Source organism: Actinoalloteichus fjordicus (assembly GCF_001941625.1).
Classification (GTDB): domain Bacteria; phylum Actinomycetota; class Actinomycetes; order Mycobacteriales; family Pseudonocardiaceae; genus Actinoalloteichus_A; species Actinoalloteichus_A fjordicus.
On the sequence record NZ_CP016076.1, the window covers coordinates 4,140,731 to 4,154,016 of the forward strand.

The 13,286-nt window shown below is 68.8% G+C and carries 9 protein-coding genes and 3 CRISPR repeat arrays (1 of these 12 cut by a window edge); all 9 genes read right to left on the bottom strand.

Annotated features, from left to right (window positions below; genetic code table 11):
- Positions 1–367: 367 nt before the first annotated feature.
- Positions 368–1,129, bottom strand: a complete 762-nt coding sequence (locus UA74_RS17730) for a P-loop NTPase (protein WP_075764942.1) — start codon at positions 1,127–1,129, stop codon at positions 368–370.
- Positions 1,130–1,290: 161 nt separating this feature from the next.
- Positions 1,291–1,685: direct repeats of the CRISPR family, unit length 29 nt; unit sequence CGACCTACCTCCACATGCGTGGAGATCAC.
- A gap of 18 nt (positions 1,686–1,703) precedes the next feature.
- Complete coding sequence (gene cas2e / locus UA74_RS17735) at positions 1,704–2,009, bottom strand: type I-E CRISPR-associated endoribonuclease Cas2e (RefSeq protein WP_075764944.1); 306 nt, start codon at positions 2,007–2,009, stop codon at positions 1,704–1,706.
- Between the two features lie 4 nt (positions 2,010–2,013).
- The gene (gene cas1e, locus UA74_RS17740) at positions 2,014–2,988 is read right to left on the bottom strand and encodes a type I-E CRISPR-associated endonuclease Cas1e (protein ID WP_075764946.1); all 975 of its coding nucleotides are present in this window, start codon (positions 2,986–2,988) and stop codon (positions 2,014–2,016) included.
- Complete coding sequence (gene cas6e, locus UA74_RS17745) at positions 2,985–3,617, bottom strand: type I-E CRISPR-associated protein Cas6/Cse3/CasE (protein WP_075764948.1); 633 nt, start codon at positions 3,615–3,617, stop codon at positions 2,985–2,987. The genes cas1e and cas6e overlap by 4 nt, the downstream gene beginning before the upstream one ends.
- 1 nt (position 3,618) lies before the next feature.
- On the bottom strand, positions 3,619–4,368 hold the full coding sequence (gene cas5e, locus UA74_RS17750) for a type I-E CRISPR-associated protein Cas5/CasD (protein WP_075766203.1): 750 nt from the start codon (positions 4,366–4,368) through the stop codon (positions 3,619–3,621).
- A complete protein-coding gene (cas7e, locus tag UA74_RS17755) occupies positions 4,365–5,552 on the bottom strand; it encodes a type I-E CRISPR-associated protein Cas7/Cse4/CasC (RefSeq protein ID WP_075764950.1) in 1,188 nt (395 codons plus the stop codon). The genes cas5e and cas7e overlap by 4 nt, the downstream gene beginning before the upstream one ends.
- Entirely contained in the window at positions 5,549–6,268 is a 720-nt protein-coding gene (gene casB / locus UA74_RS17760; RefSeq protein ID WP_083683293.1) for a type I-E CRISPR-associated protein Cse2/CasB, read from the bottom strand. The genes cas7e and casB overlap by 4 nt, the downstream gene beginning before the upstream one ends.
- Complete coding sequence (casA, locus tag UA74_RS17765; protein WP_232237304.1) at positions 6,261–7,859, bottom strand: type I-E CRISPR-associated protein Cse1/CasA; 1,599 nt, start codon at positions 7,857–7,859, stop codon at positions 6,261–6,263. The genes casB and casA overlap by 8 nt, the downstream gene beginning before the upstream one ends.
- Before the next feature lie 509 nt (positions 7,860–8,368).
- Positions 8,369–9,738: a CRISPR direct-repeat array (repeat unit 29 nt; unit sequence GTGCTCTCCACCCGTGTGGAGGTTGGTCG).
- A 199-nt stretch (positions 9,739–9,937) separates the two neighbouring features.
- Entirely contained in the window at positions 9,938–12,748 is a 2,811-nt protein-coding gene (cas3, locus tag UA74_RS17770) for a CRISPR-associated helicase Cas3' (protein WP_232237305.1), read from the bottom strand.
- A 152-nt stretch (positions 12,749–12,900) separates the two neighbouring features.
- Positions 12,901–13,286: a CRISPR direct-repeat array (repeat unit 29 nt; unit sequence GTGCTCTCCACGGACGTGGAGGTTGGTCG); it runs 859 nt beyond the window's last position.

A 13,286-nucleotide genomic window follows, 5' to 3' on the forward strand; every position in this document is an offset into this window, starting at 1 on the left:
GCGAGCCGAGTGCACGACGGCGGCGAGACGCCACGCCCTGCGCCGTACATCGGCTCCGTCCTCGTCGTTCCGGCCCGTCGGAGTCCCCGCGAACCCCCGGCCCGTCGACTGAGTGCGCCCGGCCCGGAGCGACCCGGGCGAGGTCGACGCCCCCGGGCCGGGCCGGTGTCGGGTGAGGCGCGGGCGCGGGGCGCTCCGGTGGTGTGGCCGTGCCGGGCGCGCGAGGAGTCCGCTGCAACCATCCGCGCGGACCGGGTCCGTACTGCGCGGATGCCCCGCCACCATGGCTCGTGACGGGGCACCGACGGCCGAACACGGCCGCCGCATCACCGGGCCGGTGCTGCGGCCTGCCCGGCCCGCCCGAGAATCAGAGGGCCCGACCGAGATAGCCGGTCACCGACGACACCACGGGCGCGATGTCCGCATCGCCGATCGCCCCGCCCACCCGGTAGGGCAGGCTTGCCAGCTTCGGCACGTTGCGCGCCCAGATGGTCCGCTCCTCCGGGGCAGGGTCGTGCAGAGCCGTGGCCTCACCGCAGCCCCCGCACTCCAGATACACCATGTTCTCGACGCCGCCGATGATCGTCACCCTGGCATCCTTGAGGATGGTGAGCGCCCGGTTGGTGTCCAGGTGGGCGACCTCGGCGGGCGTCACCACCAGCACCGCCGCCACCGGACCCGCCAGCGCCAACAGCGCCTGCTGCACGTCCCCGGTGCCCGGCGGCAGGTCGACGACGAGCGTGTCGACGTCACCCCAGCGCGTGTCCCGGATCAGCCTGCCCAGCATCATGTCGCCGATCGAGGCGTCGACCGCGAATCCCTGCTGTCCCGCGAGCAGGAACCCGACCGAGGCGACCTTGAACCCGTCGACCTCCATCGCCTCGATCCCCGAGTTCCGCCCGCCCACCCAGTTGGCGATGGTCAACGACTTGGCAGGCACGTCCCGCCGCAACCCGAGCATCCGAGGCACATCCGGCCCGTGTAGATCGGCGTCCACCAGCCCGACCTTCCGCCCGGCGGCGACGAGCCTGCGGGCCAGGGCGACGGCGACGCTGGTCTTGCCGACCCCGCCCTTTCCACTCACCACGGCGATGACGGGGATGTCGGTGATGGCCCTCGTCGCACCCATGCGATCAAGACTACGACCAACTTCCACACGGGTAGAGATCACGCCTGCGCGATCATCTCCACCAGTTCCGCAGGCGACCAACTCCACGTACGTGGAGACCACTCCGCCCTCCACGTGCGTGGAGATCACCAGCGGGGCACGGGAGACCAGTTCGGCGGGGACGACCTACCTCCACATGCGTGGAGATCACTGTTTGATGGGTTTGTCCTCGCCCTTCGCCGACGACCTACCTCCACATGCGTGGAGATCACTCGCGCTCGGCCTCGCCCTGATGGCAAGTGCACGACCTACCTCCACATGCGTGGAGATCACATCTCCGACTGGGCACGGGTGGACCCGGACGCCGACCTACCTCCACATGCGTGGAGATCACCACACGCTTTCGAACCACTGGGGGTTCCGTCCCGACCTACCTCCACATGCGTGGAGATCACGATCGACCGAAACGCGACCCCTGCGCCGACGACGACCTACCTCCACATGCGTGGAGATCACGAGGCGATGGTGAACGACGCGACCGCGTCGCCCGACCTACCTCCACATGCGTGGAGATCACCCTTCGCGACCTGGGCTTTTACAAAGCGGATTTACCGTTTTCGTCCCGGAACTCGATGAGTTGCAGGCCGTCGAAGTCCGCGATGTGCCGTCGTCGTTCGCCCGCCGTCTTGATGATGTACCGCTGTTCGTTCTCCGCCGGGTGGACACAGACCGCAGCCCCGTCCCCGACGGCCGCGCTGACGGCCTCCCAGAGGAGGTCCCGCACGCGGGCGGAGACGCTGCCGACGTAGAGGCCCGGCGCGGGCTCGGTGAGGAATCGGCTCAGCGAGCCACGAACGTAGTCGGGGACGGCCGTCGTCGAGATCACGATCAGATTCGCCATCGCCTCACCAGTCCACGTCGTGGGCGTGGTTGCGCCCGGCCTCGACCGCACCGAGATCCGGGTCCCAGAGGTGCACCAGCTCGACCTCCTCGGGTTCCTCGGCCTCGGTGATCTCCTCCGGCGCGAGCAGCCGCTGGATGTCCAAGACCATCTTCGGCATCAACCGGTAGAGCCGGAAGTCCTCCCGGAGACGCCTGCGGGCCTCCCGATCGGGGTTGCCGTGTTTGTGCAGGGCGAAGGCCAGCGGAATGGTGTGGCGCGCCTTGTAGAGATCGGCGATGTCGTAGATGAAGGAGTTCTGCTTTCCACTGTGCAGGAACCCGAGTGCGGGGCTGACGCCCAGCGCGAGCATGACCGAGTGGACCACGCCGTACAGCGCGGCGTTGGCGGCGGACAGGGCCTGGTTGACCGGGTTCTGCGCGTCCCAGTTCTCGGGGTTGTAATTGCGGCGGAACCCACGGATGCGATGTTGTTCGGCCATCGCGTGGTAGAGCGCCTTCATCCGCTGGCCTTCGAGACCGCGCACGCTGTCCAGGCTCGTGCCCGGCGGCACGGGCATCCCGAACCGCGTCTCGTACATCGTGGCGGCGACGGCGAGGCGGGTGGTGTCGTCGGCCCAGAGGCGGACCTGCCGTTCCAGCCAGCGCGTGGTCAGGTCGCCGGGCTGGCTCCCGGAGTACATCCGCACGCCGCCCGCCCCCGTCCACACCACGGTCGTGTTGTGCCGGGCGAACGTCGCCATCGCCGGATTGGTGGCCGACGTGCCGGTGCCGAGCAGGACACAGGACACCGCCGCTGTCGGCAGGTAGACGCGGCTGGTCGCCCCGTCGCGCTTCTGCACCTGGGCGCAGACTCCGGTGTCGTCCTGGACGACCCGCACGTTCTCCAGGTAGAGGAACGACAGCGAATCGGCGACGCGGGGCAGCATCGCCACCGTCGGCGTGGTGAGCAGCCGTCGCGGGTCTCGGACCGTGGTCATGGCGCCTCCGCCGGGCCGAGACTGAGCAGTCCGCAGCCGTAGGTCTTCGCGCGGCCGATGCCCTCGGCGACGGCGGTGCGCAGCAGATCAGGGTCGGTCACGATGCCGACCCCGTCGAACCGGGTGAGACCATGTCGAGTCTCCCGAGCGCCGAGGACGTCGTCGACGGGGCTGGAGACGACCTGCACGGGATGCAGCCCCGCCTCGGTGGCCCTGCGCAGCCACCACAGGTCGGCCTCGGTGCCCCGCAGGACCTTGAGCTTCCCGCGCTTCGCCTCCACCGCCGAGTTACCGTGCCGCTTGGTGGCGTTGGCGACGATGCGATACCGGACTCGGACGCCCGGCCGCAGCGAGTCCAGCAGCGGACGCAGGTCTCGATCCCGCGCCGTCGCGGCAAGCTCCGCGGGCAGCGCGGCCAGCCGAGGCGGCACCAAGGTCTGGGCCAACAGCCCCACCCCGGCTCGACCCGGTTCGACGCGGTAGAGCAGGCCGCCGCGTTCCCTCGGCCGTTCGCCGAGGTCATCGGGCAGCAGGCGCATCAGCGTGCGGTGTAGTTGATCACCATCGAGCAGGCCGGTGGTCACCGGCAGGCTTCGGGGCGACAGCGTCAGTCGTACGAGCCAGGCCACCTCAGGCCTCCTGTCCGACGAGGTAGGAACCCAGCCTCTGCTGGTAAACGGCCAGATCGGCGAGCCCGAGGTGACTGGGCAGCTCACGGGTCACCGTCCAGATCGGTCGCGTGCGATGTTCCCGGCCGATGGTCGCGAACGTCGACGGCGCATCGCGGACCTCCGAGCGCACTGCCTCGGGCAGCCCGGTGTCATAGAGGAAGTCCACGGGCAGGGGCCGCCCCCCTCGGCGCAGACGAGCGAGCGGCACGGCGTTCTCCAGTTCCGCGATCGGGTCCTCGACGTCGGTACGGAGCAGGAACGGCTGCGAGGGCGGACAGGATCGCCTGCCGAGGTAGGGCTGCCAGTGCGGCCGGGCCAGCGCGCGCCCGACCTCGGCGAGCAGATCGTCCGGCCCCTGCACCGCGACGACGAACACCGCGTCGGCGAGGTACTCGCGCCAGGTCTGCATGATTCCCTTACCCGGCGGCCGTCCCTTGCCGTCTGCGGTGGGAATCTTCCGGCCGGGCGGCAGACCGCCGCCTACGGTCTGATAGTCCACGGTCCGGGTTCCGGGGCGATCGACGCGAATGGTGAAGCTCAGCGGGCTCAGTGCCGAGAGCGGCTCGTCGCGCCCGATACCCATCGAGGCGGCGATGATCCCGATCAACCCCGACCGGGTGGGGAACGCGGCTGTGTCCCGCACGTCGAAGGCGCTGCGCTCGCCCCAGCTCTGCAACGGCCCCGCCAGCCGCAGCAGCAGCCCGCTCACGCCTCCCGCTCCGCGCACGCCACCTGCACGGCCGCCGCGATCAGGCTCCGGAACGAGTCGTGTCGAGGACCGAACGCGGCGAGGCTCTCCTCGGCCTGCCCCTGCACGGTCAACTCGGCAGCCGCGTAACCGGCGAACAGCACGTTCTCCTTCTCCAACAGCGTCGTCATCGACGCGGCATGGGAGGCGAGCCTCTCGACCGACCCGAACAGATAGCCGTTCTTGCCCGCCAGCGGCGCCTCGAACGCCGAGGACAACGACACCGGCCGATCCGCCCGCACCGCCACGTAGACGAGGTCGGGGGCGGTGACCGCGCCGGTCGCGGTCTGCTTGCCGGAGGGCACCGCATTGACGAAACCGTCCAGGAAGGCGTCCACCAGGGTCCGGGTCACCTCCAGGTCGTCGCCCAGATTGGCCCGCAGCCGCGCCAAGCCGACATTGGCGTACCGATAGAACGTCCCCGCACTGAAGTATCCGGTGTTGATGTGGCCGCTGCCGGGAATGTTGAGTTTCTCCTCGACATCGTCCACGGCGGAGAAGAAGTCGTACTCGACCGACGTCCCGTGCGTGGTGAAGGCATGCGCGAACTGCACGGCGCCGTCGACGTTGGCCCCCGGCAGCTCGGCGAGCATCCGACCGAACAGGTTGATCGTGCCGCTGCGCCGCCCGAGGATCTCGGCGATGTCCTTACTCGGCAGCACCGGCTTGATCTTGTTGTCCTTGCCCTTCTTCGGCCGGGCCTCCTCGGCGAGGATCTCCTGCCGATGCTGGTCCGCCAGCGCGGCCAGATCGTCGATGCCCGACTCCGGCAGCAACAGCAGCACGCTGGTGGTCTGCACCTGCTCGCCGCGTTCGTTCTTCTCCGCCTTCAAGCTGATTCCGCTGCCCGCGGACAACGCCACCTGGAGACCCGCAGCCTCGGCATCGACCCGCGACCAGCCCCAGGCCGACGAGGTCAGCCGCTCGGCAACGCCCCGCACCACCCGACGGGTGCGGACGGTGTCCTCACCCACGGCCCGGTCCACGTGCAGCCGGACGGCGCGTTTCCAACTCTGGCTGGAGACCCTGGTCCGCTCGACACCACCGAACATCACCGATTTCGGCGCCCCGAGATCGTCTCGGTTGACGTTGGAGTACGGCAGCGTCTGAATCGCGTGCACGTCGAGGTAGGCAGGCGTGGTCATGCGTCGTCCTTCGGGGTGTCGTCGGTGTCGGTGTCGTCCTCATCGGACGGAGTCAGGCCTCGATAGAAGTCACGCAGCCAAGACGCGGCGATCCGCTGCTGGTCGTCATCCCAGGCCGCCAGATCGCAGATCAACGCGACCCAGTCCACGGAGATCCGCGACGAGCGCAGCAGCGCCATCAGACGGGGAAGCTGTCGGTAGACGACCTGGACGTCGCCGCGACAGAGCCGGTGCAGATGCGCCTCGGCCTGCGAGGAGGACGTAACCTTCTGATTGACGGCGAAGGCCAGCGTCGCCCCGATCGAACGCGGCGGCCTCCGTTGGGAGGCGACCTCGTCCCGAGCTGCCGAGTCGTCACCCTCGGCCTGGCCGCCGTTCTGCGCAGGCTCGGCGGCCGACACGTCCTCGTCCCGTGCCTGCCTGGGCTGAGCGCAGATCAAGGCCGCCACCGTGCGGAAGGCCAGTTCCGTCTCCTCGCTCGCCGACTCGGGGACGAACCGACTGACCTCCCGGAAGGCCGCGAAGGTCCGTGCCTCGCCAGGACCGCCGCCCAGCGAACGCCGCAGCGCCGCGCGGCGGCCGGGCGAGTTGAGGACATGTTTGCGCAGGTACCACACCATGCGACGTCCGGCGTCGCCGATCTCGACTCCTCCGCGCGGGAGGTTCCTGGAATCCGTGGCGGCAACCGCAGTCGCGCGCGCCAGAGCGTCAGACATCCGCCGTCTCCTTCTTCCGAGCCTTCCAGCCGCGCAACAGCAGCCGCCGGGCCAGCTCGATCGCCTTGACGTCTTCCGGCGAGCGGGCATAGTCCTCGGTCAACTCGGAGTAGCTCCGCAACGCAATCCGGATGAACAGGTTCCTCGGATGCTCCTCAGGCGGCTCGGCCGCCGTGACCGTCGCCCAGAACCGCGACTCGGCCTGGGCCCAGTACCGCGCCATGCCGGGATGCAGCCACGGAACGCCCTGATCACGGGGCTTCGTCTTCAGCGGGCTCCGCGTGATCCCCGCCCACGCTGCGGAGAACGCGGCATGCAGGCTCGCCCCGACCGACTCGGCGGCGTCGATCGCCGTGGTCACCCGGACCGCGCGTTCGTCGTCGCCTGCTGTGAGCAGGCGCAGAACCGGCGGAGTAGTGCCGCTGAAATACTGCCGATCCTTCGCCTGCGACCGCTCCTGATCGAACCCGAGAGCCCGAATCCGCACCGAGTCGACATCGACCGGGCTGCCGTCGTAGGCCAGCTCGGCGAGCGTGTCGAAGACCGCCGGACGCCGCCGTTTCGCCCTGGCAGGGTCGGACCTCCTGCCCACCAAAGCGTCGAGATCCCGCCAGACGGCGCGATCCGCCGAGGCGTACTCCGCGAACACCGTGTTCGGGTCCTTGGAGTTGGCCCGATGGATCAGGAACGGATCGAGCGCCGGGACCGGCTCCTGCCGGGACGCCCAGGTGATGCGTGCATCGACCACCGCGCGCCCGTCATCCGACGGCGTCAACAGCACGGCATGACGAGCCCGGCCGACGAGCATCCGGGCGATCCCGCGCGGCGCAGGCGTCACCCCGAGCGGATCGGGATACTCGTCCAGTTCCCACGGAGCGTGGTCATCGGCGTCGGAGGGCAGGAACGGCAGCCCGATCAACAGCGTCTCGAACAGCGTCGCGCCCCAGGGATGAAACGAGGTCGTCCCCCGCAACGGGCTGGTCCGCGTGTCGGCGACGGGCTTGGCCTGCCCTGGCGTCCACCGCGACGTGCATCGGCCGCCCGGCCCGTAGTACAGCCAGGTGAGCAGCGCGGCGAAGGCCTCGGCGGCGGGCGCGGGCGGCGGCTCGTCATCGGTGGTGTGGCTCTGCCAGACGAACGACTGCCCCGCCGAGCGACCCACCATCAACTTGTTCACCCCCGAGGAGGCCGGCGAACCGTTGGTGTTCCGGCACTCCGTCGACAGCCGGGCGTCCTGCAGGAACGGCCGATCCCCGAAGAGATCGAACCGTCCCGGGTACCGCGCGAGATAGCGGTCGATCTCCACCGGATCAAGGCGCCCCGCGCGCAACACCTCGTCTCGCCGATCACACCACGATTCGACCTCGTCAATCTTGTCGAGCCCCGTCACCCGCGCGGTCAGCACCGCGAGGATGCGCAGCAGCCCCGATACGGCGGGCGGGGACGACAGGTCCACGTCGGTGATCTCGTGGGCATAAACCAGAAGTTGGCGCAGGCTCACCACCTCACCGGGGCCGTCGACCGTCGGCGGCGGGTCGCGGTCGGGAGACCACCGAACCGGGCAGAGTTCTTCACTGAGCAGATCGAACATCGACGTCGACATCCTGTCGTGAGGCCGAATGCTGGTGGTGCGGAGCTAGGGTGTGGGCCGTCTCCACGGAGGTGGAGGTGGGTCGCTAGCGGCGTGGTCGCTCGACAGTTCTTCACGGACGTGAAGGTGAGGTGTGCAGCCGGGTTACGGCGAAGGCCTTCGTCACCTCAGCCAGCTCTATGAAGCTAGCTGCGTACTCGCTTACCGCATGTAGAGATTACACCCTCAGTGCTGGATCGAACACCAGGGGTCAGAACACGAGATGGCGGACGCTCACCTGCCCGACCCGCTGAGGCGGTGCTTCTGCGACATTGACCGACACCCTTCACGACCAGACGGCCACCGAGAGCGCCATCCCAGCCAACGTATCCGGTGACACCGACATATCGACGGGTGTCCGGGCCTGCGTACTGATCTCTGTCCGTGCCATCTGAGAGGATTCGGCCATGAACCTCCCCCACCGCATCGAAAACGGTAAAACGGCTTCCTAAAACACCAGGTCGCGAAGGGTGCTCTCCACCCGTGTGGAGGTTGGTCGGTGCCCCTTTTCGCTGATCACGGCCCTGGTCGGTGCTCTCCACCCGTGTGGAGGTTGGTCGTCGTGACCGACATCGTGGCAGCGATCGACGCGGTGCTCTCCACCCGTGTGGAGGTTGGTCGTCACCGGTGGCCGTCGCGGCGGTCCAAGTGCAGTGCTCTCCACCCGTGTGGAGGTTGGTCGGCGCGGTCGACCGCGCGCGCACTGCCTGGTCAGTGCTCTCCACCCGTGTGGAGGTTGGTCGTCCGCCGTGGAGTACGACACCGGTCTGACCACGTGCTCTCCACCCGTGTGGAGGTTGGTCGTGCCGTGCCCTGTTGGCGGCGTGGTGCAGGGCGTGCTCTCCACCCGTGTGGAGGTTGGTCGCGGAAACCCGATTCCTCAGTCATCGAAATTCACGTGCTCTCCACCCGTGTGGAGGTTGGTCGCAGGCGTCCGAGCTGCTCAAGGCGGCGCACCCGTGCTCTCCACCCGTGTGGAGGTTGGTCGTGCTGTCCAGCCGCCGACCCGACCCGAGCCTGTGCTCTCCACCCGTGTGGAGGTTGGTCGCCGGGACATTCTCTGGTGACGACCGTAGGGAGGTGCTCTCCACCCGTGTGGAGGTTGGTCGCGACATGGGATGGCTCCCTTCCAGCCCCCGGAGTGCTCTCCACCCGTGTGGAGGTTGGTCGTCCGTTGACCACGTCGCTAACCCCCGCTGGACGTGCTCTCCACCCGTGTGGAGGTTGGTCGGGGTGGACCGGCCGTCTGCTTGGCCGCGCTGGGTGCTCTCCACCCGTGTGGAGGTTGGTCGCGGTGGATCTCGGTCCAGTCGATGCCGACGTGTGCTCTCCACCCGTGTGGAGGTTGGTCGACGTTGTGCCGGGTCACGCCCAGCTCGGAGCGTGCTCTCCACCCGTGTGGAGGTTGGTCGTCCGGCCGCCCGTGCTTCAGCGGACGTATGCCGTGCTCTCCACCCGTGTGGAGGTTGGTCGTCTCGGATGCCGAGCCTGTCCCATGCGGTGATGTGCTCTCCACCCGTGTGGAGGTTGGTCGCGGCTGTATCCGGGGGGGAGGTTGCCTGATCCGGTGCTCTCCACCCGTGTGGAGGTTGGTCGGCGCCGTTATGCATGGGACAACCGCCACGATCGTGCTCTCCACCCGTGTGGAGGTTGGTCGTCACGCGGGTCGATCATCATCATCGTGACTCGTGCTCTCCACCCGTGTGGAGGTTGGTCGCCTGTGGAGAGGGCCGATCCGACGTCGCGCCGTGCTCTCCACCCGTGTGGAGGTTGGTCGAGACCGGGCGACGGCCCGCACGCGCAGGCGCTCGTGCTCTCCACCCGTGTAGAGGTTGGTCGCGAAACCCTGGACGGGTCCGTTTCCGCTGGTCGTGCTCTCCACCCGTTGAGGTTGGTCGATCCGCCGATGTACTGCTGCCACAGCTCCGGCGTGCTCTCCACCCGTGTGGAGGTTGGTCGCTGTACGGACTGACGGGCGTGCCGCAGTGGGGGTGCTCTCCACGCCTGTGGACGCTGGTCGACACACCGCGCTCAGCCCTTCACTCCGCCTTGACCTCCACCAACCCCCGATCCGCATCGAGCACGAACTCCCGATCCCCGATGCGTGCAGTCCCGATCTGCCCCGCCTCGTCGACCGAGTGCCGCAGCAGCACCAGGTCGCCCAGCGGCCAGATGTCCCGCCACGGCGACGGGAGGACGTGGTCCTCGCCTCGCCCGAGGACGAGATGTCCGGAGACCGGAATCGTGTGACGCATGACGGAGATCAGTTCGGCGCGGGAGAGTCGCCCCTGCGCATCCGGCACCGGCAGCGTCTCGCCGTTGGGTCCGCCGAGTCGGAGTGCACCGTCGACTCCCTCATAGCAGGGCAGAACTCGCACCGAGTCGGCATTGAAACGGGTGGCCGCGTGGTCCTCCGGCGGCATGTCCCCTGCGGACAGTTCGGCCAGCCTCAGCAGGCGGGAGGGCTCCGGAATCCGTCGGTTGTGGGCGAACTGTTGTTCCACCATCACGTCCGCGCCGCGCTCGACCTCGGCCTTCTCGAAGCCGATGAGCAGTGGATCTTCATACGCCGGGAAATCGCCGGGGTTGCCACGGTCGACCATCTCCTGCACGTCGTCGGGAATGGTGATGCCGCCCGTCTCCCGCTCCCGCAGCAGCCGCTCGGCGCGGATCAGCGCCGCCGCCGGATAGACGTAGCTCCAGGCATCAGGGATGCGCGTCAGATCCGCCTCCGGAGCGGTGAGCACCACCATGCGTCGAGGTTCGTTCCCGACGGCCGCCGCCCATGCCGGACGGGCGGCGTCCCGAACGGGGTGGCGGTGCAGACGTCCTGCGCGTTGGAGCAGGAGTTCGATCGGTGCGAGGTCGCTGACGAGGAAGTCGACGTCGAGGTCGAGGCTCTGCTCGATGACCTGGGTGGCCACCAGGATCAGCCGCTCCGGCCGGGCGCCGTCTCGACCCAGGACGCTGGTGGCCTCGGCCGTGATCTGCTCCCGTTGCCAGGCCGGAAAACGCGAGTGCAGCAGTACGATTCTGGGCCGCTGCGGCTCCGGGAGGGCTTCGCGCCACGCGACCAGCGCACCCCAGGTCTGCTGCGCCTGCGCGACGGTGGTGCAGATGACGGCAGCGCACCCACCCTGAGCAGCCAGGGCGGTGAACTCCGGCGTCACCGCCGAGAGCCGAGCAGGCTGCCCGTCCGCGCCGAACTCGACCAGTCGCAGTTCCAACTGGAGTCTGCGTCGCTGCTCCGCCGGGAACGGCAGCGCATGAGAGACCGGGGGCGTGCCGCGTTGGACGTAGGTCCAGCCCGGATAGGGCACCACCGGCTGCGGCAGCGTTCCCGGCGCGCTGCTCCCCCGGTAGGCGGCGGCCAGTTCGGCTGCCACGTGGGCGGGCAGGGTCGCCGAGAGCAGGACGACGGGGACGCGCAGTTCGCCCAGCCAGCCCAGCAGGGTGACCAACAGACTCCGCATATACGGGCCGAACGCATGAACCTCGTCGATCACGACCGTCTTGCCCGCCAGCGCAAACATCCGCAGCGCGTTGTGTCGGGTCGGCAGCACGGCCAACAGGGCCTGGTCGATGGTGCCGATGCCCACGCCTGCGAGCAGGCCGCGCTTACGCCCCCGCATCCATTCCGGGAAACGGGCGCGGGTCTCCCGGTCGCCCGAGATCTCCTCAACCGAGGTCGCCTTCGCGATCATCTCGTCCACCGGGCTCAACCACGCCATACCGTGCAGGAGCGCCTGCGAGACATCGCCGACGCCGCGCCGGGCGAGATACCGCGCGACGCGGGTGAACATCTGATCCGCCGTGGCCGTGGTGGGCAGCGCCAGGTAGAGCCCCGCACGTCCCGCCGCCGCACCCAGGACACGCGCCGAGAACAGCGCGGCCTCGGTCTTGCCGAAGCCGGTGGGCGCGGCGATCATGAGCAGCCCCGGCCCGGTCACCGCCGAGGGCAACTGCTCGGCCAGACTCGCCTGCAGCACATTGGGTGGGAACGCCGGAAACTCCTCGGCGAAGGAGCCTGACCGCAACCGGAGGCGGGTCAGCCCCGCCTTGTCGAGCAGGCCGGGCGCCGCCGAAACACAGCCGTCGAAGAATCGGCGCAACTCGACGACCGTGCCTGAGCGGGGGACGTCGTCGAGTCTGGTCTTGATGTAGGGGGTTTGGCTGGCGAGCCAGTCGGCCAGCATGACCAGCCCCGCCACAGCGACCGCCGACGGCCTGCTCAGGGTGGTCACGGGAACGGCAGGCCGGAGGATCTCCACAAGCACGTTCATCGTCGCGACCCGCTGCTCGTCCCATTTCCCGGAGCCGAGTCCGAGGAATGGCAGCTTCGCAGGCCGCAGATCACCCGGATCGATGCGATGGAACCGGCCGTGATGCCCGCCCAGCAGCTCCGCGATCAGCCGCGCCAACGGACGCCGCCCGCCGGGATAACCGAGCCTTTCCAACGCGGAGGCCAGCCAGAGGTTCGCGACGCGGTCGTGTCCGGGCGTCTCATGGCCCGGCGGTGGATATCCGGCGGGCAGTCCGAGCTGCGCCTGGAAATGAGCCGTCAGTTTCCCGATGTCGTGCAGCGCGGCCCAGAACTCCACCGTCCGCCCGGTATCGGCCACGGACAGACCCAATTCCCCCGCGATCTGCTCGCGGAATCCCGGTGCCACCATGTCGGCCCAGAGCGCCCGCGCCACTGCGGCGGTGTCGAGCAGGTGGCAGATCAGCGGGTACGGCGTGCCGAGCCCGTGCTCCTTCCCCCACAGCACCAGGTCGAGCAGCTCCCGGTGAGCGCCCGCCTCGTTCCCGCCTGCGCCCGCACCGCACGAACCGTCACCATCGGTGCTCACGGCGAGCACCCTAGATGAACCCGCCGACAGTTCTTACGGCCTACCGGAGTCCGAGTTCGGTGTCAGCAGGGTCTGCGAGGATATGCGTCATGAACGCACACCGCTGCGGCGAAAACGGTCAAACGGCCTTCTAAAACCGCAGGTCGCGAAGGGTGCTCTCCACGGACGTGGAGGTTGGTCGCGTCCTCGGAATGAAGCTCGGCCAGATAAGCGTGCTCTCCACGGACGTGGAGGTTGGTCGCACGCCTACGAGGACCCCTGCCCCGAGGCGTAGTGCTCTCCACGGACGTGGAGGTTGGTCGTCGTGGTGATCACGCCCAGCGTGGTCGTGCTGGTGCTCTCCACGGACGTGGAGGTTGGTCGAGGTCGCTGTCGAGGTCGAGGGTGACTACGGCGTGCTCTCCACGGACGTGGAGGTTGGTCGCCGCCGATCACGCACCGACGACACGCACCGCTGTGCTCTCCACGGACGTGGAGGTTGGTCGATCTGCCGTCGTTTTCTCGCTCACGGTGCGGGGTGCTCTCCACGGACGTGGAG

Coding starts and splice junctions, on each gene's coding strand:
- cas2e (WP_075764944.1), bottom strand. CDS start 2,009: ATGGCGAATCTGATCGTGATCTCGACGACGGCCGTCCCCGACTACGTT.
- casB (WP_083683293.1), bottom strand. CDS start 6,268: ATGTCTGACGCTCTGGCGCGCGCGACTGCGGTTGCCGCCACGGATTCC.
- casA (WP_232237304.1), bottom strand. CDS start 7,859: ATGTTCGATCTGCTCAGTGAAGAACTCTGCCCGGTTCGGTGGTCTCCC.
- cas1e (WP_075764946.1), bottom strand. CDS start 2,988: ATGACCACGGTCCGAGACCCGCGACGGCTGCTCACCACGCCGACGGTG.
- UA74_RS17730 (WP_075764942.1), bottom strand. CDS start 1,129: ATGGGTGCGACGAGGGCCATCACCGACATCCCCGTCATCGCCGTGGTG.
- cas7e (WP_075764950.1), bottom strand. CDS start 5,552: ATGACCACGCCTGCCTACCTCGACGTGCACGCGATTCAGACGCTGCCG.